Genomic DNA, 22,613 nt, shown 5'->3' with positions numbered 1-22,613 from the left:
TTCCGAGCCCAGCTCAGTGAACTTTGGCTCCAGTGCCCCGAAGGGTCAGGCCAGGCCGTCCCAACCCCAGCGTGGGGTGGGGCCGGGCTCGCCCAGATCCGAACCCGGTGTCGACGCTGATACGTCCTTGGCGATACGGGTGCCCCAGTCGAAGTACTCCAGCACCCGACGGCGCAGCAACGCGTCGTCCGGCAGCTCCCTCTCCACTGCCGCCGACATCAACTCCATCCAGCGCGAACGCTGTTCCTCCGTGATCTCCAGCCCCAGATGGGCACGGAGCAGTGCCTGGTGCCCGCCGAGCTCCGCGGTGAAGTCGGCCGGCCCCGAGAAGACCTCGGCCAGCCACACGGCGACGTGCTCCACGTGGGTGGCGGTGAAGTCGGCGAACACGGGTGCGAGGAGAGGATCGGCCAGCACCCCCTTGTAGAACGTCTCGGAGAGCCGGCGCAGCGTGTCGGCGCCGCCCACCGCTTCGTAGAGTGTGTTCGTGTGTTCGGCGCTCAAGGGGGCCTCCGGGATCCGGGGTGTGTCCTCCCAGCTTTCACACAACACGCTCTGAAGCCAAGGACGTTCGCTGTCGGCGAGGCGAGGCGAGGCGAGGCGAGGCGAGGCGAGGAGGCGAGGCGAGGAGGCGAGGCGAGGCGGAGCGGGGAGGGGCGGGGCGAGCCGGAGCGGGGAGGGGCTGGACTGGGCTGGGCTGGACCGGCGGGGGCTGGGCTGGTCGAGGCGCTTCGTCGCAGAACGGGCCGCCCGCCAGAGGACTCCTTCCCCTCTGGCCTCGGTGACACCTTGGTCCCAGTAGGGGGCGAAGGGGGTTGGGCTGCTCCCTGATTGGTCTGCCTGAGGCGGGGTAGCAGCCGAATCGCTACGATATGCCCAGTTTTCCATTCGGAAGGAAGGTCGATTCATGCCTCTCTCGAGTGTGACCGCCTCCGATCTGGCCGCGAGCGGGTCGTCCTCGCTCCTCCTCATCCTGGTGGGGGTGGTGCTGGTGGCTGTTCTGATCGCGGCGTTCTGGTGGGGCACCCGGCGTGTCGCCCGGAGCCGGAGGTCCGCACGCGTCGCCCAGCCGCCGGCTGCGGCGGCGAGGCGGGATTCCTGGCAGGCGCCGCAAGAGCGGCCGGATCGATGACGTGTGTCCCGCTCCGACGCCGAGTGAAGGAGGAAGCGTGAACGAGAAGCGGCACGAGGACGGGCGCGGGGGCGCCGGGAGGGGCCGGGAGGCCCGTACCACTCCGGCGCACGCCAAGGGCGAGAGCGGCGACGAGGCGGCCCGGGAGGAGGCGCGCGAGGCCGTTTCAGGCCGAGCGGGCGATGCGGATCCGCAGGGCGCCGACGGTCATACGGTCAAGCGCCAGCGCCCCGGCAAGGGGCGGGAGGAGCAGACGGGGCAGCGTGAGCGCGACTGACGTGCTCCAGAGTTCACCGCCCCCCTGATCCCTGCAACCCTGCGAAGGGGCCCGTATCCGCCCCTTTAGGCGCGCTTTGTTCTGTTGTCTGTGGGTAGCGAACCCATAGCTCTCTTTGGAGGTGACTGGGATGGCCACTGGGAAGAAGGCCAAGAACGTGGGCAAGACCGTCAAGGGCAAGGCGAAGGAGGTCACCGGCAAGGCTGTCGGAAACGAGAGCCTGGAGGCGAAGGGCCGCGCCGAGCAGATCGCGGGCGACGCGAAGCAGACCATGCAGAAGGCGAAGGACACCCTCAAGCACTGATCGTCAACAGGCTGAGGGGCGGCCGACGGCGGGAGCCGTCGGCCGCCCCTTGCCCCGGCGCCGCGACCGCTCCGGGGCCCGGGCCAGGCGCGACCGCTCCAGGAGCCGCGGCAGGGGCGCTGCAGCGGTCGGGCGAGGTCGCGGCAGGGAAATGGGCCGGAGGGCGGCAGAGGAGCGGCAGGGAGGGCCGGAGGGCCGGAGGGGAGAGGGTGGCAGAGGAGGGTCGGAGGGGGCATCGAAGGGGGAGGGTGGCGGAGAGGAGGACCCGAGAGAGGGCGAGCGAACGCGAGACAGTGGCCGTGCGGGCAAGCACGGCCACACGCTCCAGCGGTGCGGGACCTCAGCGTCGGCGTCCTGCGAGGCTGGGCTCTTCGTCTTCGTCGTAAGAGTCCTCCTCGTACTCTTCTTCCTCCTCGCCGAGGGGCTCCTCCTGGTCTTCGCTCTCCTCGCCGTCGTCGCCCTCCTCACCCTCTTCGCGCTCTTCGGCCTCTTCGCTCTCCTCGCCTTCTTCGTCCTCCTCGTTCCAGTCCTCCTCGGACGGCTCGGCGCCGCCTTCGGCCTCTTCCTCGTCGAGGGCTTCCTCGTGGGTGACGACGACTTCGCCGTCCTCGATCTCCCCGCGCCAACCGTCCGGCTCTTCGTTGGTGAGCGTGACATAGCGGTCGAAGTTCTTCAGGTCCAGGCGCATGCGCCGGCCCTGGGCCCGCCACAGGTTGCCGGTCTTCTCGAAGAGGCCGGACGGGTAGTACTCGACGACCAGGAGGATCCGCGTGAGGGAAGGCGCGAGTTCGTGGAAGCTCACGCATCCGCGGGTGGATCCCTTGGGCCCCTGTGAGGACCAGACGATCCTGTCGTCCGGTATCTGCTCCTCGACGGTGGCCTTCCAGCCACGGGTGGACGGGCCGACCTTGACCTTCCAGTCGGTGGTCGTGTCGTCACTTTGCGAGACGCTCCGCACTCCCTTGGCGAAGCTGCTGAAGTTCTCGTACTGCGTCCAGTGGTCGTAGGCCGTGCGGAGAGGTACGCCGACGTCGACGGCCTCGATGATGTTCATGGCCTTGCCGCCGCTCTTGCGGCTCTTCTTCTTGCCGCCGAGCAGTCCGGAGCCCACGTCCTTGACCTTGTCCTTGAGGCCGCCGAGCGTCTGCCCGACGATGGCCTTCAGGGGGGAATCCCCCTTGAGGAGGCGGCCGCCGAGGTCCCCGAGGCGGCCGCCGTTCTCGGCGACGTCGGTGAGGCCGTCGGTCAGGTCGCCCAGCTTGTCCACGGCCTTGTCGGCGATCTGGTCGGCGCGAGTCGCCAGATACGAGGAGGCTTCGTCCATCAGCCGGTCGAAGCCGGACTTGTCGCCGTCGGCTGCACGATTGGTGGCCATGGTTCACCTCCGCGCGGTGGGCTTGCGGCGGGCCGTCTTGGTGGCGGCGGTCTTTTTCGCCGCGGGCTTGGACGCCGGGGCACGCCTCGAACTCGCCGTCGTCTTCTTCGCCGCCGTCTTCTTCGCGGCGGGTTTCGCCGCGGTCTTCTTGGCCGCGGTCTTTCTGGCGGCAGTGCTCTTGGTGGTGGTGCTCTTGGCGGCGGTCTTCTTGGCGGGGGTGCTGCGTTTCGCCGTGGTCGAGGCGCGCTTTCCCGTCGTGCCGGCGCCGGCCTTCCGCGCCGGTGCCTTCGTCGTGGCGCTCGAGGTCTTCTTGGCCGGGGCCCTCTTCTTGGCGGGGGTCGCCTTCTTGGCGGGGGCAGCCTCCTTTGCCGAGGCGGCCTTCCGTGCCGGAGCGGCCTTGCGGGCCGGGGTGCGGCGCTGGGCGGCCTTGGACGGAGCAGCGGGGGCGGAACGGCGGGCGGGGCGACGGCGAGCGGGAGGTTCTTCCTCTTCCTCCTCGCCTTCCTCTTCCTCGGGTTCCTCTTCGGCGGTGGGCTCGTCGGGACCCGGTTCCTCGTCCTCCTCCTCTTCTCCTTCTTCCGGTTCTTCTTCTCCCTCCTCTTCGCCCTCTTCGTCCTCGTACGGCTCCTCGCCCTCTTCGGGCTCTTCCTCGTAGTCGCCGTCCTCGTCCTCGTCCTCGTACTCCTCCTCCTCCTCGTCCGCGGCGTCCTCGCCGCCCTGTCCGAGGGCGAGCGTGCGCTCGCGCAGAGAGTCGGCGAGTTCGGCCATCCGACGGTTCGCGGTGGCTGCCAGGGCCTTGCGCCCCGCGTCGAGCGCCTCACCCTTGATCTGCTCGCCGAGCTCGGCCACCTGAGGCATCTCGCTCAGCTTCTTGAGACCTTCGGTCGCGAGTTGCTTCGGGTCGAGGCCGAGACGGCGGCCTGCGGCGTACGTGATCAGGCTGAAAGCCAGGCGTCCCTTCTTCGCCCGCCCGAGTACGTAGCCCCCGGCGACCGCGGCCGCCAAGGCGATCTTGGTCGTGTCCTCCATGAGCCCTTCCCTTCACGAGGTGCCCGCGGCCCGCCGCTGCCCCGGCAGATCCACGCGCCGTTGCGGACGCACGGGCTGGGCGACGGGACGACACCGCTTGCACGGTTACTACGGGACTGCTCGGCCAGGTGGCCGATATGCATGGATTTCGAAGGGAACAGAAATATTGCGCGAATCGCGGTGTTTGTCGGGGATGTGCTGGGGCAGGCGCACGGGTCAGTTCGTGAGGGGAGCAGGTCCATGGCCGCAGCAGAGCCGGCCCGGAGGCGACGCCCTCCGCCGGACGAGGAGGTTCAGGACCGTGAGGTTCGGCCCAGCAGGCCCGCCCGGAAGGTCGCGGCCCGCAAGACGCCGACGCGTAAGGCTCCGGCGCGGCGCGGGGCGACCGGCGCGGCCGCTGCGATGCGCGCGGCGGTGGAGCAGCTCGCCGGGCTGCTGGGACGCGTCCCCGAGTCGGTTTCGTCCCTCCGACCGAGCGAGGACGGCTGGGAGGCTCAGGTCGAGGTCCTCGAACTCGAGCGGATCCCGGACACCACCAGCATCCTGGCCAGCTACAAGGTCACCATGGACGCGGAGGGCGAGTTGATCTCGTACGAGCGAACCCGGCGCTACAGCAGGGGCATGATCGACCGGCCGACCTGACCGGGCCGGCCCCTTGAAGGGAAGCGGCCATGACCGTGGTGCCGCAAAGCGGAAGTAACGTCAGCAGAAGTTCCGGCGGAGGCACGAGTCTCTACGACGTCCTGGAGCTGATCCTCGACCGCGGGCTCGTGATCGACGTGTTCGTGCGTGTCTCCCTGGTCGGCATCGAGATCCTGAAGATCGACGCGCGGATCGTCGTGGCCAGTGTCGACACCTACCTGCGCTTCGCCGAAGCCTGCAACCGCCTCGACCTGGAAGCGGGGCGGAAGGCCCCCACCCAGTTGACCGACGTCGTCGGCAACGCGATGGAGAGCGGAGCCCGCGGCAAGTCCAAGGGAGCCGTCGGCGGCGTCATGGACGCCGTGACACAGTCCCTCACCGGAAAGTCCGACGAAGAGGAAGAGCCGGAAGAAGAGGCGGAAGAGGAAGAGGCTCCCCGCCGTCGCCGGCCCGCACGGCGCCCCGCGCGCCGAGAGAAGGAGTAGACGATGCCTGTCTACGTGTACTCCATCACCACTGCCGCGCACCCGTGCCGCCTGGAAGGGCTCAACGGTGTCGGAGCCGAGCCGGCTCCCGTGCGCGCCATCACCGCCGGGGAGCTGCGCGCGGTCGTCTCGGACATCGACGAGGAGATCCGGCCCAAGCGCCGAGACCTGACCGCCCACCAAGCGGTCCAGGACCGGCTCATGAGCGATGGAACGATTCTTCCCCTGCAGTTCGGCTACACGGCCCCCGACGACCAGGCGGTCACCCAGGTGCTCCAGGAGCGTGCGGACGGTTACCTGGACGCGCTGGAGCGGCTGCGCGGCTGCGCCGAGTACCACGTGAAGGCCTCGCAGGACGAGGACGCCCTCCTACGGGAGATCCTCCACGACTCGGACCGGGCACGGCTGCTCAACGACCGGATCCGGGAGGGCGACGCCGACCCACGGCTGCCACTGGAGTTGGGGGAGATCGTCGCCGGTGAAGTACAGGAGAGACAGGAAGGCCTGGCCGCCGGACTGGTGCAGTCGCTGGTCCCCCTCGCCGAGGACCACCGTGTCCACCCTCCCGCCGGCGACGACATCCTCAGCATCTCCCTCCTGGTCCAGGACGACAGCAGGGACGCCTTCCTGAAAGCGGAGGCCCGCCTGGCCGAGGAGGTCGAAGGCATCCACTTCCGCTTCAGCGGACCGCTGCCCCCCTACAGCTTCGTGTAGCCGGGCCCACGTCGTCGGGCCAGGCCCGGGAATCGCAAAGGGAGGAGCTATGGGGATGCTGAGCCAACTGCTGACCGCGCCGCTGCTGCCCATGCGGCTCGCCGTCTGGGCTGCGCAGCGCGCCCTGGACGAGGCCACCGACGAGTACTACGACCCCGCACCCGTCTACGCCGCCCTGGCCGAGCTCGAACGCATGCTCCAGGACGGGGAGATCGACCAGGCCGCCTTCGACCGGCAGGAGGACGAACTCCTCGACCGTCTCGACGAGATCGCCCAGTTCCGGCAGGACGCCGGCCGTGACCCGGGAGGCCAGACACCGTGACCGACCCCCTTGCCCACCGGATCGCCCCCGTGCCGTCCCGGGCGATGCCGGCCTCGTACCCGCCGTCCTCGTCGGCCAGCCTGGCCGACATCCTCGAACGCGTCCTGGACAAGGGCATCGTGATCGTCGGCGACATCCGCATCAACCTCCTCGACATCGAGCTGCTGACCATCAAACTGCGAATCCTGATCGCCTCCGTGGACAAGGCCAAGGAGATGGGCATCGACTGGTGGGAGTACGACCCGTCGCTGTCCTCCCGCCACAGCGGAGACCCCCTGGCGGAAGAGAACCGCCGCCTGCGCGCCGAACTGGACGCCCTGCGCCGCGACCGGCCGGAAGCCGTCCTGCCCGGCCGAGCCGAGGACAGCCCGGAGCGACACGGCGCGACCCCGCCCGGCCAAGCCGAGGAGGACCCGGAGCGACGCGGCGCGACCCGGTCCGGCGGCTCGAAGCGCGAAAGGCCCGAACCGTGAACGGCGAGCCGAGTCTCATCTACGTCTACGCCGTGACCCTCCCCACCCAGGAGCTCCGCGGGCGCCTGGCCGGCGTACACGGCGTCGGCGACACACCGGTGACCCTCCTGCCCCCCGCCGACGCCGGCCCGGCCTTCGTCATCAGCCAGGTCCCCGCCGGCCAGTGGGCCGAGGAGGCCCTCAGATCCCGCTTCGAAGACCTCGACTGGCTCGAGGACACCGCCCGCGCCCACCACCACGTCATCCAGTTCCTCACGGAACACGCGACCGTCCTGCCGCTGCGGCTGGCCACCCTCTACCAGGACGGCGACCGAGCCCTGGAAGCCCTGCGCGAACAGCAGGACACCTTCGCAGCCCGGCTGGCCCTCCTCGCCCACCACACCGAATACGGAGTCAAGGTCTACATCGCCGGCGACAAGGCGTCAGCCGACGCCTCCGCCGACACCCAGCCCACCTCATCCGCCCCCGCCGCCGCGCCCAGTCCCGGGAAGGCCTACCTGCAAGCCCGCCGAGCCCAGCACCACGCCCGCGAGGACCGCTACCTGCAAGCCGGCCAAGCAGCGGACCGGATCGCCGCCATAGCGGCCCGGCACGCCACCCACACCGTCCGCCACCCCGTGCAGACCGGGCCGCTCACCCGCAGCGAGAACGGCGAGAACATCCTCAACGACGCCCATCTCGTACCCGACGACGAGGCCGAGGCCTTCCGCGCCGCCCTCGACCAGGCCGGCCAGGATCTGCCTGGCATCCGGATCGAGGTCACCGGCCCCTGGGCGCCGTACTCCTTCGCGATGCCACCGACCGCGTCGACAGACCCGGGCGCGGACGCAGGCGCAGGCGCGGATGCAGATACAGACCCGGACCCGGACGCAGGCACAGGTACGGACGGCGGCGCAGGTACAGATACAGACGCGGGCGCAGGTACAGGTGCCGACGCGGACGCGGGCGCAGATACAGACGCCCCTGGCGCACGATCATGACCCCCACCGAACGACACGAGCCCCTGCCCGACCGGCAGGTCGCCCTCGTCGACCTCCTCGACCGGCTCCTGGCCGGTGGCGTCGTCATCACCGGTGACGTTGTCCTGTCCATCGCCGACATCGACCTCGTACGCATCTCCCTGCGTGCCCTCATCACCTCCGTCACGGCCTCCGACGCCCCCTTCGCTCTCGGGGGCCGGCCATGACCGGCGATCATGCCCCGCGAGAGCCGCGCCCCGACCTCGAAGCGCCCGGAGCCCCCCTCGCACACGCCTTCCGGCTGCTTCAGGCGCCGCCGGAAACACCCGGCGTCACGCGGCCCCCGGCCCACCGCATGCGCACCGACCCCGAGACCGTCGGCGAAGACCTCCTCAAGCTCGTCCTCACCATCGTCGAGCTCCTGCGCCAGCTCATCGAACGCCAGGCCTTGCGCCGGGTCGACGCGGGCGACCTCACCGACGCACAGGAAGAGGAACTCGGAGCGACTCTCCTCGCCCTGCACGACCGCATGACCGACCTGTGTGCCGAGCACGGCTACAGCCTCGAAGACCTCAACCTCGATCTCGGCCCGCTCGGGCACCTCCTCCCCCCGGCGAACTGACCCCGCGAGCTGACCGCGCGGCCTGACCCCGCGACTCGGCAAGGCCTCCCGGTTCCCCGTCGCCTCCCGATTCCCCCCGTCGACGGGCTGTGGCTCGCCACGGGGAGCACGCGCAGAGGAACGGCTTCCCCTCGAGTGCGAGGGGGGAGCCGTTCCTCTGTCTGCGTTCGGCGTGTCACTTGCGGCGCGCGAACAATCGGTAGACCGCGAGGAGGATGATCGATCCGACGATGGCGGCGACCCAGGTGGAAAGCTCGAAGAATCCGTCGACGGATTCGACGTCGAAGAGAACCTTGCCGAGCCATCCACCGAGCAGGCCGCCGGCGATGCCGATGAGTGTGGTGAGGATGATGCCGCCCGGGTCCTTCCCGGGCATCAACATCTTGGCGATGATGCCCGCGAGAAGCCCGAGGAGGATCCAAGCAAGTATGCCCATGATTCCTTCCTGTCTCGTGCGGTGGAATGTTCGTCCGTGCGGCTTGTTTACCGTCCCGGAGTTCGTAAACCCCCGCCCAAGCCGTCAGATCAGGGAAGTTTGTCCTTCCCCTTCTCCTTCATGTGCCGGGCCTTGCCACGCGTTTCCAGCGCCCCGCCCTTTGCCGCCAGCTTCTCGTTGCCCATCGCGTGTGCGGACTTCCTTACGGCCTTCCCGGCCACTTCCTCCAACTGCGCCTTCGCCTTCTCCCACGTACTCATGGTCGTCCTTTCCCGAGCCTTTTACGGTTGGCCCGCGCCGTGCCCTACACCGCGTACGGCAAAGCTGTCGGCAGCAGCCTGCGCAGCGCCCGGCGCATGGCGCGGCGCACTCCCCACGCCATCAACCGAAGACCCCATCTCGTCATTCGGATGAAGGTCCGGCGCATGAGAGCCCGGGGTGTCCAGCGAGTGAGCACCCTTCTTCTTCGCCGGGGGCGCCGGTGGTGCCCTCTTCCGAACTTCACGAATAACTCCTGCCACCGGCAGGGCACCGGAGCGTACTCAGCCCGAGGAGAAATCCCTGCGGCTTTCCATGTCTATCTGTGCGTCTTCGCCTTTGGTTCGATTTCAAACATCGATGACGCTGCCACCGGGCCCGTCACGCCTCCGGCCGGGGCGCGCCTTCGCGTCGATCAAGCCCCGGCCACGAGCGCCCACGCGGGTCATCAGTACACCCGGGCAGGCCGCCAGTCAGGCCGACGACTGCTGAGGCCGACCACACGGTCGAGCAGGGGCGCACCGTCCGGTACCGCGACGACGGGCCCGAAGAACCCCTCGCCGGAGTCGTCGTCGGCCGGAGTCAACAGAGCCTCGGACACCCTCAGCTCCTCCTCGCTCACGCCGTACGCCTGACCGGTCGCCCGCGCCAGGTCCCAGCCGTGGATCAGCAGCTCGTCGAGCGCGATCCGGCCCATGACGGCCGCCGGCAGCTCGATCCCGCCCGCCTGCGTGTCCCCCTCCCATGCGCCCGGCTCACGCCAGGCCGCGGCCAGCTCGTCCAGCGCCTCCGGCAACGCGGTCCGCCAGTCGTCCGTCAACACCGGCCGGGACGCACCGGGCGGCGTCCCGGTCGTCGCCCCGAACCTCTTGAGCGCCGCGTCACGAAAGGCGACGCTCAGCCCGGCGACGTGAGCGAGCACCTCCCGCACCGCGTACTCAGGACAGGGCGTCGGATCTCCGAGCCGCCCATCGTCGATACCCGCCGCCAGCCGTGCGACGCGCTCCGCGGCCGCCCCCAGGTCGATCGGCCCCATACGTGAAGTGTTCTCCATGCAGGGCAGACCGCCGGGCTACCCGAAACTCACCGGTCTCCGGCCGGCTCGGGTGGCCTTACGGCGCGGGGAGCCCCTCGGCGGCGTCGAACGCCGGCGCGAGCGGGGCCAGCGCCGCCTGGAGCCGGTCGGCCAGTGAGCCGGAGACGATGACCAGTCCTGCGGCGCCGGGGCTGGCGGCGGCCTCGGGGTTCCCGATCGGCTGGAGCCAGCCTTCCAGGGCGATGCGGACCGCGGCCGCCACGCCGGCCGCGAGTACGCGTGCTGTGGGCGATTCGGTGTCGCCGAGGCGTTCGGCGAGCACCGTGGTCAGAGGGGGTTCGATGTCGGCGGAGGCGTCGAGGAACGCGTCGAGCAGAGTGGCCCGGGTGGTGATCAGGAGCAGGGCCCGGAGTTCGCGGTCACCGGCGTACGCGTACTGCTCGACGACTGCTTCGGTGACGGCGTCAGCGAGGCGCGTCCCCGTGGGCCGGGCCGCGACCGCCGCCGCGATACGCGCCTCCCGGTCCGCGGTGACGGCGGAGACGATCGCCTGCTCGCGGCTGGCGAAGTAGTTGTTGTAGGTGCGCGGCGAGACCCCGGCCGCCTCGGCGATGTCCTCGACCCGCACCTGATCGGGCCCGCGCTCCACGGCCAGGCGCAGGGCCGCCTCGCGGAGCGCCGCGCGCGTGGCCTGTTTCTTCCGTTCCCGCAGCCCTGCTGGTGGTGTCGTCACGCTGTCAGCGTTCACCGGGCCGAGACCGGCACCGGGCCGAGACCGGCACCGGGCCGAGACCGGCACCGGGCCGAGACCGGCACCGGGCCGAGACCGGCACCGGGCCGAGACCGGCACCGGGACCGGACCGACGGAAAGGGCAAGGCATCACCATGCGAGCAAGAGGAATGACCTACGACACCGGATTCGTCCTGCACGGTCGGACATCCCGTGACCACTTCGACCCCGCGGTGGTCCGGCGCGAACTCGCCATCATCCGCGACGACCTGCACTGCAACGCCGTCCAGATCATCGGCGGCGATCCGGAGCGACTGGAGCTGGCCGCCGGCGCAGCCGCGGAACTCGGACTGGAGGTGTGGTTCTCGCCCTACCCGCTGGAGCTGGATCCGCGGCAGATCCTCACCCTCTTCCGTGACTGCGCCGAGCGAGCGGAACGACTCCGGCAGCAAGGCGCCACCGTCGTGTTCGTCGCAGGTGTCGAGCTGAGCGTGATGAACCACGGATTCCTCTCCGGTCAGAGCCCCGAGGAGCGAGTCGAGCAGCTCATGAGCCGACCCGAGCGGCGGGCTGAGGCCCTGCGCGAACTCGGCGTGCGCTTCAACGCGTTCCTCCGCGACGCCGCCGCCGACATCCGTGAACGCTTCCATGGCCGGCTCACCTACGCGTCCATTCAGTTCGAGCAGGTCGACTGGACCCCCTTCGACATCGTGACGTACGAACTCATCCGCTCCTCCGAAGTCGCCGACCGGTTCAGGGAAGCGGTGCGCACCCTCGCTCAGGACCCGAAGCCACTCGCCATCACAGGCTTCGGCACCGCGGCCTACCGCGGCGCCGGAGACCGCGGCGGACGAGTGCTGGAAGTCGTCGAGCACGATCCGCTGACCAAGGCCCCCACGCGACTGAACGGCATGTACGAGCGCGACGAGGCCGGTCAGGCCACGTACCTGAGCGAACTGCTGGAGGTCTTCGACAGTGAGGGCGTGGACAGCGCGTTCGTGTTCCTGTTCGCCCTGTCCGGCTACCCGCACCGCCCGGACGGCGACCCGAGGGACGGCCTGGACCGCGCCGGCCTCGGCATCGTCAAACTCCTCGAAGGGCGCCACGGACACACGTACCCCGACATGGAATGGGAACCCAAGGCCGCCTTCGCGGCGGTGGCGGAGCGGTATCGGAGGTGACCGGGCACCGCGTGCCCGACCAGGACCGTCCGGCACCTCACCCGGTGATCTGACGGCCGGGCTTGGCCCGGCACCTACGATCGACGAATGACGATCAAGTACGAGTGGCGCGGCGACTTCGAGAACGCCGCGCTCAACGCGCTGCACGCTGACGGCTTCGGCCATCCGGTCGGTCGGACGGACTGGCGAGAACGACTCGACCGCCACAGCCTCGGCTGGGTCTGCGCCTGGGAAGACGGCTCACTGGTCGGCTTCGTCAACGTGGTCTGGGACGGCGGAGTTCACGCCTTCATCCTGGACACGGTGGTCGCCCGGACACGTCAGGGGACAGGCATCGGCGCCGCCCTGGTCGCGGCCGCGGCCCACGAAGCCCGTGCCGCGAACTGCGAATGGCTCCACGTCGACTTCGAAGAACACCTGAGTTCCTTCTACTTCGACGCCTGCGGCTTCAAGGAGACGACCGCCGGTCTGATCGCCCTGTGACACCGCTCGCCGATCCGCTCGCCAGGGCCGGCCGGAGGGCTGGACAGGCCAGGAGTCGGCCGGCGGCAGCCGGGACGATCGGCAGGAGGGCGTACGGGCCGGTCGTCGCGGACGGATGGCCAGGGCAGCCGGCCGGGAACACGCGGGGGCCACGTCCCGGTCAGCCCAGCGGGTCCACCCGTCCGAGCATCTCCGCGAGCGGCGTGCCGGTCCGCGCGGCCGCGATGCGGCGGGCACGCAGCTGAGCACGGGTACGGGGACGGAACTTCGGTTCCCGTCCACAACCGCACGCTTCGAAGCCCTCGTAACGCAGCCCGGCGTCGAGGACCGCGGCGACGACCGTCCACGCCTTCCGATTGCTCCGGCGAGGCGCCGCGAAGTCGTGGCCGGCACACAGCAGCGGAGCGGCGCATCGCGGGCATGTGTGCTGGGTGTCGCCGGGATGCCGTTTGAAGCTGATCCGGCACGATACGCACGCATAGTGCAGCTTGTAGTGGACGAACGCGTAGGTGCACATGAACCGACCATACTGAAGGACGTGATCGCCAGGAGCGTGTACGGGAAACGGCGTTGCTTCCCGTGAGGTGGCCGTGGATGCCGGCTGCCCGGAGGCGGTGGAGATGGTCGACGTCGTGTTGAGGCTGTCGGTACGCGATCTGGTGTCGGCGGATCTGGCGTACTGCGGGTGGTCGGGGTCCGAGCAGCATTTGGTCGGTGTCGCGAGGCCGTTGGAGCGGGCCCGGCTGGGGGAGGTCGACTACCTCGCGGTCCGTCCCGCATCGGGCATCCCCGTGGCGAAAGGCGGGATCGACTACCGCGCCAAGGAAGGCGTCGGCACTCTGTGGCAGCTTGCGGTCCATCCCGCACTGCAGTCCTGCGGGATCGGCACGTTCCTCATGGAGGCCGCGGAGCAGCGCATCAGGAACCGTGGCTTGCGGCAGGCCGAGCTGGGCGTGGAGGAGAACAACCCCCGGGCTCGGGCGCTCTACGAACGACTCGGCTACGTGGCGTTCGACCGTCAGCCCGACTCGTGGGACGAGCAGGCCCCCGACGGATCCTTGCGCCGATACGAAACGATGCGCACGTTGATGCGCAAGGACCTCTCTTAGGTCCGACCGCATGCGCTTCCGCCGCCCGCCCGCTCACACGCGGAGAGTGTGTGGCGAACCGGATGCCGGAGACCGTGCAGGCCGGGGAGCGGCGGGGATGATCCACCGGATCGCCGCGACGACCGCGTGTCCGCCGGGGCGGGCGAGGGGCAGCAGCAGACGGGTGGTGTACGGGAGGTCAAGGTGGGCCCGCACCGAAGCGGGCAGGAGCTCGACCGCCGCTGCCGCCAGGAACGCGTAGGGCAGCCGAGCGGGCCAGGGCAGCGGAGGGTGGGCCAGCAGGTAGCGGGCCGCCGCACGCGACTGGGCGGTGGCGCGCAGTTCCGGACGGTACTCCGCGAGCCGCGCCGTCAGCCCCGCGGTGGTTTCCGGCGGGTCCACCACCCCGAGCCGGTGTCCGACCCGGGCCATGTCGGCGACGTAGCCGTCTGCCTCCCGCGGAGGCAGCGGGCGCCTTCCGTAGCGTTGATGGGCGCTGAGGAAACAGGCGGTCTCGGCCGCGTGCACCCAGGCGAGCAGATGCGGATCGGAGGCCCGGTACGGCACGCCCTCCGGTGTACGCCCCCGCACCGCGCCGTGGACGTGGCGCACGCGGCGTACCGCCTGCTCCGCGTCCTGCGCCGTACCGAACGTCGTGACCGCCAGGAAGGTGCTGGTGCGTTGGAGCCGCCCCCAGGGGTCGCTCTCGAACCCGGAGTGCGCGGCGACCGCCGCCATCGCGACCGGGTGGAGCGACTGCAGGAGCAGCGCGGCGAGCCCGCCGACGTACATCGCCGCGTCTGCGTGCACGACCCGCACCGGACGGTCGGGGCCGAACCATCGTGGGCCCGGCGTTTCGTGGATGCGGGCCCGCTTCTCGTGCGCGGTGGGGCCCGCGACCCGGTGCAGCAGCGCCTCACCGGCCCGCTTCCGCAGCTCGCCGACACGCGGTGGGGTCCAGAGCACCCCTCCAGTGTGCGTCAGGAGGTCACGAGGCCGGCGCTTCACCGAGTCAGCCGCAAGCTGCCATGCACTGGCGAGGAGTCCGTTTCGCCCGTCCAAGCCCCCCGCGCGCGCCGGAGAGGAGCGCCCTCCCCTCCGAATGTAACGCTTGCTACATTTCCATACGTGACGAATCCCATCCGCACCGCCCGCTGGCTGATCCTTGTGATCAAGCTGCCCGCAGACCCGTCCCGGCACCGCGTCGCGGTCTGGCGGGAGCTCCGCAAGATCGGGGCGCTGTCGCTGGGCCAGGGCATCTGGGCGGTGCCGCAGGTGCCCGTGTTCGCCGACGGAGTGCGGCGCGCCCTCGAACTCACCGACGCCGCGGGCGGCCAAGGCATGACGCTGGAGGCGAACGGCCGCTCGGAGCAGGACGCGACACGTCTCCAGGAGATGTTCACCGCGGCCCGCTCGGCGGACTGGACGGAATTCCTCGCGGACTGCGGCAAGTTCGAGGACGAGATCGCCAAAGAGATCCGCCTCGCGAAGTTCACCCTCGCCGAGCTGGAGGAAGAGGAGCAGAGCCTGGAACGGCTGCGTCGCTGGCACCGCGACCTGACCGCCAGGGACGTCTTCGGCGCCCCTGAAGCAGCCGAGGCGGGGGAGCGGCTCAAACGGTGCGCCGCCGTCTGCGAGGACTACGCCGAGCTTGTGTTCGGCGCACTGCACGCCGACGACCAGGACCCGTCATGACGACCGCACCCATAGCCCCGGCCGCCGCCCCGAAGCGGGTCATGTGGCCTCTGTACGCGGCCGGGTTCACCACCGCCTTCGGTGCCCACGGCATCGCCGCCAACCTCGGCGGATTCTCCGGGGACGCCGTCACCTCCCTCCTCGTCCTGGGCGGACTGCTCGCCCTGTACGACGGCGCCGAGGTTCTGCTCAAGCCGGTCTTCGGATCGCTCGCCGACCGGATCGGCGGCAAACCCGTACTCCTCGGCGGCCTCGTCGCGTTCGCCGGCGCCTCCGCGTTGTACGCGATCGCCGACAGCCCGGGCTGGCTGTGGGCCGCCCGCCTCGGCCAAGGTGCCGCGGCCTCCGCTTTCTCGCCTTCGGCCTCCGCCATGGTCGCCCGCCTCAACCCGGCCGCCAAGCGCGGGCGCGCGTTCGGCAGTTACGGCTTCTACAAGTCCATCGGGTACACGCTCGGCCCGCTTCTCGGCGGAGTCCTGATGTGGGCCGGCGGACTGCGTCTCCTGTTCACGGTGATGGCCGTGTGCGCGGCGGCCGTCGCCGTGTGGGCCGCGGTCACGGTGCCCGTCGTGCCCCCGCTGCCCCGCGAACGCCAGACCGTGGCCGACCTCGCCCGACGCCTGGCCGACCGATCCTTCCTCGCCCCGACCGCCGCGCTCGCCGCCGCCACGGCCGCGCTCTCCGTCGGCGTGGGGTTCCTGCCCGTCTCCGGGGCCGCGGCCGGCCTCGGCACGCCGGCGACCGGCGCCGCCGTGTCCGTCCTGGCCGCCACGGCTGCCGTCGTCCAGCCCAAGGCCGGCCGGGCACTGGACGCGGGGCGCCTGACCACCCGCACAGGACTGCTCACCGGGCTTCTCCTCGCGGCCGTCGGGGTCGCGGCCGCCACCCTGCCGGGCGTGATCGGCGTCCTGACCGCCGCCGCCCTCATCGGCACCGGCACCGGGCTGATCACCCCGCTCGGCTTCGCCGCCCTGGCCGCCTCCACCCCGCAGGAGCGCATGGGCCAGACCATGGGATCGGCCGAACTGGGCCGCGAGCTCGGTGATGCCGGCGGCCTCCTGCTCGTAGCCGGAGTCGCCACCCTCTCGACCCTCACCTTCGGTTATCTGGCACTCGCCGCCCTGCTGGCGGTGGGCCCGTTGCTCGCTCTGGCACGTCGGCCCCGCACCGTACGAGCGGCGGAGTAGCTCGGAAGGCGTGCGTGTTCCGGCGGGACACGTGCGCGTTCCGGCGTGAAAGACGCATGAATCCGTCGAGAACGGTCACCTGCAGGGCTATGGACAGGACCCGCCGCGCGCTCGCGGCAGGAACCGTGGTCGTGATCACGGGCGCGTCGAGTGGCATCGGCCGCGCCGTCGGCCTCGCCTTCGCGCACCTGGGCGCCCGGCTCGTTCTCGCTGCCCGCAGCGCCGAGGCCCTGAGCCAGGTGGCCCGCGAGTGTACGGCCGCACACCCGCAGGCCGAGGCGGTGGCCGTGCCCGCCGACGTCACCGACGCGGACGCGGTGACCGGGCTGGCGGACACGGCGCTCGCCCGGTACGGCCGCGTCGACGTGTGGGTGAACGCGGCCGGAGTGGGAGTCCTCGGCCGCCTCGACGCGGTGCCGCCGGCCGACGTCCTTCGTTCATGGGAGGTCAACGTGCTGGGGACCCTCCATGGCGCCCGGGCCGCCCTCCGCGTGATGCGCGGCCAGGGCCGCGGCGTGCTCATCGACGTGTCATCCGTCCTCGGAGGTGCCGTCACGGCGCCCTACACGGGCGCGTACGCCGCCGCCAAGGCCGCACTGGTCGTGCTCGACGAAGTGATGCGGCAGGAGCTGATCATCAGCGGTGACCATGACGTCGCCGTCTGTACGGTGCTGCCCGCCGGCGTCGACACCCCGTTCTTCCAGCACGCCGCGAACCACACGGGCCGCCGCGTGCGCACCCTGCCCGCCGTCGCGACTCCCGAACGAGTGGCACGCGCCGTCCTGCACACAGCGGCCCGACCCCGAGCGCGCGTCGTCGTCGGCCCCGGCGCACGGCTCCTGCCGTGGGCCCGCGTCCTGGCGCCGGGCCTGGTACGCGGCCTGATCCGGCGCCTTACCGAGCACCGGTACCTGGGTGCTCCGGGGACCGTGCCGGTCACCACCGGCACCCTGTACGCCCCGTCCGGCGCCACAGCCGCGGTCTCCGGCGACCGGCACGCAGCGGCCCGCACAGCGGCACGCCGGGCGTTTGCCCTGGCCGCCGCCGGAGCCGTGGGAGCCCGCTTCATCGCCACCCGCTCACGCACCCGCGTACGTACAGGCTCACGCACCCGCGTACGTACGGGCTCACGCACCCGCGTACGTACGGGCTCACGCACCCGCGGACGTACAGGCTCACCCACCCACGTACGCATCCGCCCACGTGCGCGCGTAGGCACCGGTTCACCCACTCTCGTACGCCTTCGCCCACGCGCGCGCGTCCGCATCGGCTCACCCACCCGCGTACGCATGCGCCCGCACATCCCCGCGCGCCGTCTCTCACGCTGCCGCTAAGGAGACCTCGATCATGGCCCAGTGGAACCGGCTCATCGAAGCCCCGCCCGACGCCGTCTGGGAAGTCCTGAGCGACGGCCGGTCGTACGCGCGGTTCGTGGTGGGCACGCACGAATCCTGGGAGCAGGACGGGCAGTGGCCCGTCCCGGGCGCGGAACTCGGCTACACCCTCAAGCTCGGACCATGGTCCTACCGGGGGCGGACCCTCTCCCGCCTCTGCGAACCGACCCACCGTCTCGAACTGGAGGTGCATACGGACGTGGGCAGCGCGCGCGTCGCCTTCCGCATCGAGCCCTGGGGCGACGGAACCCTCGTCCTCGTCGACGAGCATCCCCTGCGCGGGCCCGCGGCACGCTGGCACAACTCGGCCGTCGACGCACTCATGCGCTGGCGCAACCGCAAGATGCTCGACCGACTGGCCCACGTCGTGGCGTCGACGAGGGAGAAGACCCATGGGCGAGCCTGACGCGGTGGTCGTCGGTTCCGGCCCCAACGGCCTGGTGGCCGCCAACCTCCTTGCGGACGCCGGATGGCAGGCCGTCGTGGTGGAGGCCCGGGAGGCGCCGGGAGGTGCGGTGCGCAGCGACAGGGGCGTCCACCCGGACTACGTGCACGACGTGTTCAGCGCCTTCTACCCGCTGGCCGCCGCCTCTCCCGTCATCCGGAACCTCCGGCTCGACCGGTACGGACTGCGCTGGAGTCACGCCCCTGCGGTCGTCGCACACCCCCTCGCCGACGGCCGCTGCCCGGTCCTCAGCCGCGATCCGGAGCGGACCACCGCGTCGCTGGCCGCCTTCGCGGCTGCCGACGCCGCCGCGTGGGAGCGCCTGCACCGCCTGTGGCGGCGCGTCGGCGACGACCTCGTCGCATGCCTCTTCACGCCGTTCCCGCCCGCCCGCGCGGGTCTTCGGCTCGTGGCCCGTACCGGCCCCGAAGAAGGCCTCCGGCTGCTGCGCACCATGCTGCTGCCCGCCCGCCGTTTCGGCGAGGAGCACTTCGCCGGCGACGGCGGCAGACTGCTGATCGCCGGCAACGCGCTCCACGCCGACCTTGCTCCCGAGTCCGCCCTCGGCGGAGGCATGGGCTGGCTGATGTGCATGCTCGGCCAGGAGCACGGCTTCCCCGTCCCCGTCGGCGGCGCGGGCCGGCTCACCGACGCCCTCGTCGCACGGCTACGCGACCGCGGTGGCGTGCTGCTGTGCAACCGTACGGTGACCCGCGTCGTCATCCGCGACGGCCGCGCCGTCGGCGTCCGCACCGACGACGGCACGGAGATCCCCGCGCGCCGGGCGGTCCTCGCCGACATCCCCGCCCCCCTCCTGTACGAGCGTCTCGTCGACGAGCAGCACCTGTCGGCGCGGCTCCGCGTCGACCTGCGGCGCTTCCAGTGGGACTTCGCCACGGTGAAGGTGGACTGGGCCCTGTCCGGCCCGATCCCATGGGAGTGCGCGGACGCCCGCGCCGCCGGAACCGTCCACATCGCCGAAGGCCTCGACGCACTCACCCGCTTCGCGGCCCAGCTCGCCATGGAGCAGGTACCGGACGTCCCCTTCACCGTGCTCGGCCAGATGACCACGGCCGATCCCCACCGCTCACCCACCGGCACCGAATCGGCCTGGGGCTACACCCACGTCCCGCAGCACATTCGCCGCGATGCGGGAGACCAGGACATCACCGGCCGCTGGGACGAGCGCGAGAAGGAGGCCATCGCCGGGCGGGTCGAAGCGGGGATCGAGCGCCTCGCCCCAGGCTTCCGCGCCTCGATACGCGCCAGGCGCATCCTCGCACCGACCGACCTCGAGCGGCTCAACCCCGCCCTCGTAGGCGGCGCCATCAACCAAGGCACCACCAACCTTCACCAGCAACTCGTCTTCCGCCCCCTCCCCGGCACCGGCCGCCCCCGCACCCCGATCCGCGCCCTCTACCTCTGCTCCGCCACCACCCACCCAGGCGGCGGCGTCCACGGAGCACCGGGCGCCAACGCGGCCCGCGCCGCCCTCAGAACACCCCACATGCCCCGTCGACGCCACTGAGACCGATCATGCGTACCGCGCGACGCTCCGCACTACCTGCCAACGGAACCGTCAGCCTGCTCACGGAGGATGTCGGCATGACCGGCATGGCGAGCCGTCTCCTCGATCATGTGCACCAGCACCCACCGCATCGACCGCACGATGCCCGCCTTGCCGGCCGGCCGCGCACACAGATCGTCCAAGTCGCCACAGCGCTCGATGATCTCGTTGGACCGTTCGATCACACCGCGATAGGCGGCGAGTAGACCATCCGCGCCCTCGTCCTGGAAGATCTCCATCCCGAACTCCGGGTGCTCGACATCCGCACCCTCGAAGGCCCAGGCGAACCAGTAGACCTCTGCCGCCGTCAGGTGCTTGACCAGGCCGAGAACACTGGTGCCGGAAGGCACTCCGGGAGTTCGCCCCCGCACGTCGTCAAGCCCCTCCGCCTTCGCGGCCACGGCTTCGCGGACGTAGTTCAGGAACGCGACCAACGTCGACTTCTCGTCGGAGTTGCTGTCCGGAGGGCCTACGTCGCGGCGCTGTTGCGTCTCTGTCATCGGGGCACAGTAACTTGATCTACTTTCGAAACGCAGCGAGTTCGGGCAAGCCCCGCTCGCTTTGCCGAGCACGACCGAGCCCCGAGACCCGAGACCCGAGCCCCGAGACCCGAGACCCGAGCCCCGAGACCCGAGCCCCGAGCCCCGAGACCCGAGACCCGAGACCGTGCACTGCCCGGAGTCCGAACTACGCAAGGGCGCACGGGCCTGGACATCGCCTTCCAGAGGGAAGGCGATGTCCAGGCCCGCTCCTCAGCGCCCCGGTCCCCGGGTTCTCACACCCCGGCCGTCACACCCCGGCCGTCACGCCCCAGCGCTCGCGCCGGACCGCTCGACGGGGATCCACAGCTGGGAGTCCGTCTCCGCGCCGATCTCCACCGGCTGCGTCCGCAGCAGCTCCGGACCCGGCCGGCTGGCGTACGGGTTCGAGGGGAACCACTGCGTGAACACGTCCCGCCACAGCTCCTGGAGGGCGCTCGGGTACGGCCCGTGGTTGTCGAAGACCGCCCAGGTTCCGGCCGGCACGTCGAGGGCGTCAAGCTCGTCCGCGGCAGCCTCCGGGCCGGTGACGACGCCGATCCAGTAGTCCACCTCCGCGCCCTCCTCCCGGCTGTCGGTCAGATGGACCACCGCCGACAAGACCCCCTCCGGCTGCCCGTCGGCCAGCTCCTTCATCCGTACGATCGCCTGCCCGTCCAGGCTTTCCACGTGCGCGGCGGCCGCCGCGTTGACCCCCTCGTGCACGAGGGGCACCCGCGCCTTCCTGCCCACGACCCGAAACGCTTCCTTCTCCACGATCCGATACCGCATGGTCGTACTCCCTTCGACGACGACACGGAAGGACATGCGCGGCTGCGCCGTGAGCGTCGCACCCGTACGCCGGGCTTCACCCGGCCCGATGCCGTGCACCGACCGGAACGCCCTCGCGAACGCCTCACCCGACCCGTACCCGTACCGCACGGCCACATCGAGCAGCGTCCGCTCCCCGCCCAGCACCTCGGCCCCGGCGAGCGTCATGCGCCGGCGCCGTACGTACACGGAGAGCGGCATCCCGGCGAGGGCCGAGAACAAGCGCCGGAAGTGGTATTCCGACGTCATCGCGATCCGAGCGACCTCGGCGACGTCGACCTCCCGGCCCGCTTCCGCTTCGAGGCAGCGCTCGATGTGGTCGAGTGCCTGGTTGAGCTGCTCCAACACGGGGTGCGTGTCCTTCCTTCTGATGTCTTCACCGTAGGAAGCACCACCCTTCCAGGACCCGACGATCGGTGCCCGGAACGATCGGGTCCACAGCCATCGCCGTGACGTCCGGTCGCAAGACCCCGTAAGAAATCGTTTGGCGGACCACGACGGCCACTGTTACGTTTCCGAAGGCCGTGCGAGAGAACAAGGAGGTGGTACCCGTGAACGTATCGACATGGGTGCTCTCCTCCGGAGTCACGGTCGGGCGATAGGTCGTCCGGGAGCACCGTTCAGCAGCGCTCCCGAAAGGCACGACGATGGCCCTTCACTTCATCTCCGAGCAACGCCTCGACGACAACGTCATCGAACGCGAGTTCGCCCTCGGTGAGATCCCCGGCACCCTCTGGACCCCCGAATCCGCCGCACCGGTCCCGCTCATCCTGATGGCCCACAACAACGGCCTGCCGAGGACGGCAGCCCGACTCGTGGCCCGGGCCCGGCACTCCGCCGCATCCGGCTACGCAGTGGCCACCATCGACGCCGCCGGGTGCGGTGACCGGCCCCGTTCCGCCGCCGACGAACAGGCCCGCACCGACCTACGCCAGGCCATGCAGGCCGGCGAGCCCGTCGACGAGATCCTCGAATCCCTCGTCGACTCGCTGGTGGAAGCAGCGGTCCCTGAATGGCGGACCACCCTGGACGCCCTCCTCTCGCAACCCGACATCGACGGCCCGGTCGGCTACTCGGGCTGGACCGCCGTCGGCATCCACCTCGCCGCGGTCGACCCACGCATCGCAGCCGCCTGCTTCTTCGCCGGCGGCCACGTACCCCGCGCCCAGCGCGAGGAAGCCCGGCAGATCACCATCCCTCTGCTCCTGCTGCTCCAATGGGACGACGAGGGCAACCCCCGCCGGCGTGCCCTCGACCTGTTCGACGCCTTCGGCAGCAAAGAGAAGACGCTCCACGCCAACCTGGGCGGCCACGTCGGCACACCCTGGTTCGAAGTGGAGGACGGCAACCGCTTCTTCGACCGCCACCTGAAGTGAGACCGGCCCACCGAACCGGCATCGGCCGGTAAACCGTGAAGGGGGCCGGGACGC

The 22,613-nt window shown here is 70.8% G+C and carries 30 protein-coding genes and 1 pseudogene; 20 read left to right on the top strand and 11 right to left on the bottom strand.

Annotated elements, in window-relative coordinates:
* Positions 1 to 45 precede the first annotated feature (45 nt).
* Positions 46 to 504: a group II truncated hemoglobin gene (locus OO54_RS31630; RefSeq protein ID WP_033209165.1), complete on the bottom strand. Its 459-nt coding sequence runs from the start codon at positions 502 to 504 to the stop codon at positions 46 to 48.
* A 403-nt stretch (positions 505 to 907) separates the two neighbouring features.
* Here OO54_RS31630 and OO54_RS31625 point away from each other — a divergent pair, with 403 nt between their 5' ends.
* The 3 genes from OO54_RS31625 to OO54_RS31615 all read left to right on the top strand — a co-directional run bounded on the left by OO54_RS31625 (position 908) and on the right by OO54_RS31615 (position 1,713).
* On the top strand, positions 908 to 1,132 hold the full coding sequence (locus tag OO54_RS31625) for a DUF6479 family protein (protein WP_033209163.1): 225 nt from the start codon (positions 908 to 910) through the stop codon (positions 1,130 to 1,132).
* Positions 1,133 to 1,169: 37 nt separating this feature from the next.
* The gene (locus OO54_RS31620; RefSeq protein WP_033209160.1) at positions 1,170 to 1,409 is read left to right on the top strand and encodes a hypothetical protein; all 240 of its coding nucleotides are present in this window, start codon (positions 1,170 to 1,172) and stop codon (positions 1,407 to 1,409) included.
* 130 nt (positions 1,410 to 1,539) lie between these two features.
* On the top strand, positions 1,540 to 1,713 hold the full coding sequence (locus OO54_RS31615) for a CsbD family protein (protein WP_033209157.1): 174 nt from the start codon (positions 1,540 to 1,542) through the stop codon (positions 1,711 to 1,713).
* A gap of 679 nt (positions 1,714 to 2,392) precedes the next feature.
* Here the strand turns inward: OO54_RS31615 and OO54_RS48865 are convergent.
* Both OO54_RS48865 and OO54_RS46050 read right to left on the bottom strand, forming a co-directional pair.
* Positions 2,393 to 2,767, bottom strand: a pseudogene (locus tag OO54_RS48865) (SRPBCC family protein); the annotation flags it as partial.
* Between the two features lie 324 nt (positions 2,768 to 3,091).
* On the bottom strand, positions 3,092 to 4,117 hold the full coding sequence (locus OO54_RS46050; RefSeq protein ID WP_033209152.1) for a hypothetical protein: 1,026 nt from the start codon (positions 4,115 to 4,117) through the stop codon (positions 3,092 to 3,094).
* Positions 4,118 to 4,357: 240 nt separating this feature from the next.
* Between OO54_RS46050 and OO54_RS31600 the strand changes: the two genes are divergently transcribed.
* Genes OO54_RS31600 through OO54_RS31565 form a run of 8 tightly spaced genes read left to right on the top strand, consistent with a single transcriptional unit; the run spans position 4,358 to position 8,334 of the window.
* Positions 4,358 to 4,759: a gas vesicle protein GvpO gene (locus tag OO54_RS31600; RefSeq protein ID WP_033209207.1), complete on the top strand. Its 402-nt coding sequence runs from the start codon at positions 4,358 to 4,360 to the stop codon at positions 4,757 to 4,759.
* Positions 4,760 to 4,788: 29 nt separating this feature from the next.
* Positions 4,789 to 5,244 carry a gas vesicle structural protein GvpA gene (locus OO54_RS31595; RefSeq protein WP_033209150.1) on the top strand — a complete coding sequence of 152 codons (456 nt, stop codon included), beginning with the start codon at positions 4,789 to 4,791 and terminating at the stop codon, positions 5,242 to 5,244.
* Positions 5,245 to 5,247: 3 nt separating this feature from the next.
* Entirely contained in the window at positions 5,248 to 5,958 is a 711-nt protein-coding gene (locus tag OO54_RS31590; protein ID WP_033209149.1) for a GvpL/GvpF family gas vesicle protein, read from the top strand.
* A 55-nt stretch (positions 5,959 to 6,013) separates the two neighbouring features.
* Positions 6,014 to 6,280 (top strand): gas vesicle protein GvpG, encoded by a 267-nt coding sequence (locus OO54_RS31585; RefSeq protein WP_078905437.1) that lies wholly within the window; start codon positions 6,014 to 6,016, stop codon positions 6,278 to 6,280.
* On the top strand, positions 6,277 to 6,753 hold the full coding sequence (locus OO54_RS31580; RefSeq protein WP_033209146.1) for a gas vesicle protein: 477 nt from the start codon (positions 6,277 to 6,279) through the stop codon (positions 6,751 to 6,753). The genes OO54_RS31585 and OO54_RS31580 overlap by 4 nt, the downstream gene beginning before the upstream one ends.
* Positions 6,750 to 7,733: a GvpL/GvpF family gas vesicle protein gene (locus OO54_RS31575; RefSeq protein WP_051787345.1), complete on the top strand. Its 984-nt coding sequence runs from the start codon at positions 6,750 to 6,752 to the stop codon at positions 7,731 to 7,733. Before OO54_RS31580 ends, OO54_RS31575 begins: the two co-directional genes overlap by 4 nt.
* On the top strand, positions 7,730 to 7,939 hold the full coding sequence (locus OO54_RS31570) for a gas vesicle protein (protein ID WP_033209144.1): 210 nt from the start codon (positions 7,730 to 7,732) through the stop codon (positions 7,937 to 7,939). Before OO54_RS31575 ends, OO54_RS31570 begins: the two co-directional genes overlap by 4 nt.
* Positions 7,936 to 8,334: a gas vesicle protein K gene (locus tag OO54_RS31565; RefSeq protein ID WP_033209143.1), complete on the top strand. Its 399-nt coding sequence runs from the start codon at positions 7,936 to 7,938 to the stop codon at positions 8,332 to 8,334. The genes OO54_RS31570 and OO54_RS31565 overlap by 4 nt, the downstream gene beginning before the upstream one ends.
* Before the next feature lie 175 nt (positions 8,335 to 8,509).
* Here the strand turns inward: OO54_RS31565 and OO54_RS31560 are convergent, their stop codons facing one another.
* The 4 genes from OO54_RS31560 to OO54_RS31550 form a co-directional block, all read right to left on the bottom strand.
* Positions 8,510 to 8,770, bottom strand: coding sequence for a GlsB/YeaQ/YmgE family stress response membrane protein (locus OO54_RS31560; protein WP_033209141.1), 261 nt, complete (start codon positions 8,768 to 8,770; stop codon positions 8,510 to 8,512).
* A gap of 89 nt (positions 8,771 to 8,859) precedes the next feature.
* Positions 8,860 to 9,030 carry a hypothetical protein gene (locus tag OO54_RS46505; RefSeq protein ID WP_167348162.1) on the bottom strand — a complete coding sequence of 57 codons (171 nt, stop codon included), beginning with the start codon at positions 9,028 to 9,030 and terminating at the stop codon, positions 8,860 to 8,862.
* Between the two features lie 446 nt (positions 9,031 to 9,476).
* Complete coding sequence (locus OO54_RS31555; protein ID WP_078905436.1) at positions 9,477 to 10,064, bottom strand: TIGR03086 family metal-binding protein; 588 nt, start codon at positions 10,062 to 10,064, stop codon at positions 9,477 to 9,479.
* A 76-nt stretch (positions 10,065 to 10,140) separates the two neighbouring features.
* Positions 10,141 to 10,797: a TetR/AcrR family transcriptional regulator gene (locus OO54_RS31550; RefSeq protein WP_033209137.1), complete on the bottom strand. Its 657-nt coding sequence runs from the start codon at positions 10,795 to 10,797 to the stop codon at positions 10,141 to 10,143.
* Positions 10,798 to 10,964: 167 nt separating this feature from the next.
* Here OO54_RS31550 and OO54_RS31545 point away from each other — a divergent pair, with 167 nt between their 5' ends.
* Together OO54_RS31545 and OO54_RS31540 are read left to right on the top strand one after the other, a co-directional pair.
* Positions 10,965 to 11,975, top strand: coding sequence for a glycoside hydrolase family 113 protein (locus tag OO54_RS31545; RefSeq protein ID WP_033209135.1), 1,011 nt, complete (start codon positions 10,965 to 10,967; stop codon positions 11,973 to 11,975).
* A gap of 87 nt (positions 11,976 to 12,062) precedes the next feature.
* Positions 12,063 to 12,458: a GNAT family N-acetyltransferase gene (locus OO54_RS31540; protein ID WP_033209132.1), complete on the top strand. Its 396-nt coding sequence runs from the start codon at positions 12,063 to 12,065 to the stop codon at positions 12,456 to 12,458.
* 160 nt (positions 12,459 to 12,618) lie between these two features.
* Here the strand turns inward: OO54_RS31540 and OO54_RS31535 are convergent, their stop codons facing one another.
* Positions 12,619 to 12,975 carry a hypothetical protein gene (locus OO54_RS31535; RefSeq protein WP_017242010.1) on the bottom strand — a complete coding sequence of 119 codons (357 nt, stop codon included), beginning with the start codon at positions 12,973 to 12,975 and terminating at the stop codon, positions 12,619 to 12,621.
* 103 nt (positions 12,976 to 13,078) lie between these two features.
* Between OO54_RS31535 and OO54_RS31530 the strand changes: the two genes are divergently transcribed.
* Entirely contained in the window at positions 13,079 to 13,567 is a 489-nt protein-coding gene (locus tag OO54_RS31530; RefSeq protein ID WP_033209202.1) for a GNAT family N-acetyltransferase, read from the top strand.
* Between the two features lie 33 nt (positions 13,568 to 13,600).
* On the opposite strand, the gene OO54_RS31525 is transcribed toward OO54_RS31530, so the two are convergent.
* A complete protein-coding gene (locus OO54_RS31525) occupies positions 13,601 to 14,512 on the bottom strand; it encodes an oxygenase MpaB family protein (protein WP_033209129.1) in 912 nt (303 codons plus the stop codon).
* A gap of 162 nt (positions 14,513 to 14,674) precedes the next feature.
* Here OO54_RS31525 and OO54_RS31520 point away from each other — a divergent pair, with 162 nt between their 5' ends.
* From OO54_RS31520 to OO54_RS31500, 5 genes are all read left to right on the top strand, one after another.
* Positions 14,675 to 15,241, top strand: coding sequence for a Chromate resistance protein ChrB (locus OO54_RS31520; RefSeq protein ID WP_033209127.1), 567 nt, complete (start codon positions 14,675 to 14,677; stop codon positions 15,239 to 15,241).
* On the top strand, positions 15,238 to 16,428 hold the full coding sequence (locus tag OO54_RS31515) for an MFS transporter (RefSeq protein ID WP_234439617.1): 1,191 nt from the start codon (positions 15,238 to 15,240) through the stop codon (positions 16,426 to 16,428). Before OO54_RS31520 ends, OO54_RS31515 begins: the two co-directional genes overlap by 4 nt.
* A gap of 89 nt (positions 16,429 to 16,517) precedes the next feature.
* Positions 16,518 to 17,762: an SDR family NAD(P)-dependent oxidoreductase gene (locus tag OO54_RS31510; RefSeq protein WP_063738346.1), complete on the top strand. Its 1,245-nt coding sequence runs from the start codon at positions 16,518 to 16,520 to the stop codon at positions 17,760 to 17,762.
* 13 nt (positions 17,763 to 17,775) lie between these two features.
* On the top strand, positions 17,776 to 18,228 hold the full coding sequence (locus OO54_RS31505) for an SRPBCC family protein (RefSeq protein ID WP_033209124.1): 453 nt from the start codon (positions 17,776 to 17,778) through the stop codon (positions 18,226 to 18,228).
* Positions 18,215 to 19,795 (top strand): phytoene desaturase family protein, encoded by a 1,581-nt coding sequence (locus OO54_RS31500; protein WP_033209122.1) that lies wholly within the window; start codon positions 18,215 to 18,217, stop codon positions 19,793 to 19,795. Before OO54_RS31505 ends, OO54_RS31500 begins: the two co-directional genes overlap by 14 nt.
* 32 nt (positions 19,796 to 19,827) lie before the next feature.
* On the opposite strand, the gene OO54_RS31495 is transcribed toward OO54_RS31500, so the two are convergent.
* Positions 19,828 to 20,334 (bottom strand): DinB family protein, encoded by a 507-nt coding sequence (locus OO54_RS31495; protein ID WP_033209119.1) that lies wholly within the window; start codon positions 20,332 to 20,334, stop codon positions 19,828 to 19,830.
* Positions 20,335 to 20,637: 303 nt separating this feature from the next.
* Positions 20,638 to 21,531 carry an AraC family transcriptional regulator gene (locus OO54_RS31490; RefSeq protein ID WP_033209117.1) on the bottom strand — a complete coding sequence of 298 codons (894 nt, stop codon included), beginning with the start codon at positions 21,529 to 21,531 and terminating at the stop codon, positions 20,638 to 20,640.
* Between the two features lie 299 nt (positions 21,532 to 21,830).
* Here OO54_RS31490 and OO54_RS31485 point away from each other — a divergent pair, with 299 nt between their 5' ends.
* Positions 21,831 to 22,559, top strand: a complete 729-nt coding sequence (locus OO54_RS31485; RefSeq protein WP_033209115.1) for a dienelactone hydrolase family protein — start codon at positions 21,831 to 21,833, stop codon at positions 22,557 to 22,559.
* The last annotated feature ends 54 nt before the right edge of the window (positions 22,560 to 22,613 follow it).

It is taken from the genome of Streptomyces wedmorensis, assembly GCF_000716445.1.
Classification (GTDB): domain Bacteria; phylum Actinomycetota; class Actinomycetes; order Streptomycetales; family Streptomycetaceae; genus Streptomyces; species Streptomyces wedmorensis.
Note: the sequence above shows the minus strand (reverse complement) of the source record. Positions and strands in the feature narration are given on the sequence as shown.

Bases quoted from the DNA above. Each gene is read 5' to 3' on its own strand.
- OO54_RS31560 (WP_033209141.1), bottom strand. From the start codon at position 8,770: ATGGGCATACTTGCTTGGATCCTCCTCGGGCTTCTCGCGGGCATCATC.
- OO54_RS31600 (WP_033209207.1), top strand. From the start codon at position 4,358: ATGGCCGCAGCAGAGCCGGCCCGGAGGCGACGCCCTCCGCCGGACGAG.
- OO54_RS31585 (WP_078905437.1), top strand. From the start codon at position 6,014: ATGCTGAGCCAACTGCTGACCGCGCCGCTGCTGCCCATGCGGCTCGCC.
- OO54_RS31570 (WP_033209144.1), top strand. From the start codon at position 7,730: ATGACCCCCACCGAACGACACGAGCCCCTGCCCGACCGGCAGGTCGCC.
- OO54_RS31515 (WP_234439617.1), top strand. From the start codon at position 15,238: ATGACGACCGCACCCATAGCCCCGGCCGCCGCCCCGAAGCGGGTCATG.
- OO54_RS31500 (WP_033209122.1), top strand. From the start codon at position 18,215: ATGGGCGAGCCTGACGCGGTGGTCGTCGGTTCCGGCCCCAACGGCCTG.
- OO54_RS31530 (WP_033209202.1), top strand. From the start codon at position 13,079: ATGGTCGACGTCGTGTTGAGGCTGTCGGTACGCGATCTGGTGTCGGCG.
- OO54_RS31545 (WP_033209135.1), top strand. From the start codon at position 10,965: ATGACCTACGACACCGGATTCGTCCTGCACGGTCGGACATCCCGTGAC.
- OO54_RS31495 (WP_033209119.1), bottom strand. From the start codon at position 20,334: ATGACAGAGACGCAACAGCGCCGCGACGTAGGCCCTCCGGACAGCAAC.
- OO54_RS31535 (WP_017242010.1), bottom strand. From the start codon at position 12,975: ATGTGCACCTACGCGTTCGTCCACTACAAGCTGCACTATGCGTGCGTA.
- OO54_RS31615 (WP_033209157.1), top strand. From the start codon at position 1,540: ATGGCCACTGGGAAGAAGGCCAAGAACGTGGGCAAGACCGTCAAGGGC.
- OO54_RS31555 (WP_078905436.1), bottom strand. From the start codon at position 10,064: ATGGGGCCGATCGACCTGGGGGCGGCCGCGGAGCGCGTCGCACGGCTG.
- OO54_RS31505 (WP_033209124.1), top strand. From the start codon at position 17,776: ATGGCCCAGTGGAACCGGCTCATCGAAGCCCCGCCCGACGCCGTCTGG.
- OO54_RS31540 (WP_033209132.1), top strand. From the start codon at position 12,063: ATGACGATCAAGTACGAGTGGCGCGGCGACTTCGAGAACGCCGCGCTC.
- OO54_RS31590 (WP_033209149.1), top strand. From the start codon at position 5,248: ATGCCTGTCTACGTGTACTCCATCACCACTGCCGCGCACCCGTGCCGC.
- OO54_RS31625 (WP_033209163.1), top strand. From the start codon at position 908: ATGCCTCTCTCGAGTGTGACCGCCTCCGATCTGGCCGCGAGCGGGTCG.
- OO54_RS31510 (WP_063738346.1), top strand. From the start codon at position 16,518: ATGGACAGGACCCGCCGCGCGCTCGCGGCAGGAACCGTGGTCGTGATC.
- OO54_RS31595 (WP_033209150.1), top strand. From the start codon at position 4,789: ATGACCGTGGTGCCGCAAAGCGGAAGTAACGTCAGCAGAAGTTCCGGC.
- OO54_RS31565 (WP_033209143.1), top strand. From the start codon at position 7,936: ATGACCGGCGATCATGCCCCGCGAGAGCCGCGCCCCGACCTCGAAGCG.
- OO54_RS46050 (WP_033209152.1), bottom strand. From the start codon at position 4,117: ATGGAGGACACGACCAAGATCGCCTTGGCGGCCGCGGTCGCCGGGGGC.
- OO54_RS46505 (WP_167348162.1), bottom strand. From the start codon at position 9,030: ATGAGTACGTGGGAGAAGGCGAAGGCGCAGTTGGAGGAAGTGGCCGGG.
- OO54_RS31485 (WP_033209115.1), top strand. From the start codon at position 21,831: ATGGCCCTTCACTTCATCTCCGAGCAACGCCTCGACGACAACGTCATC.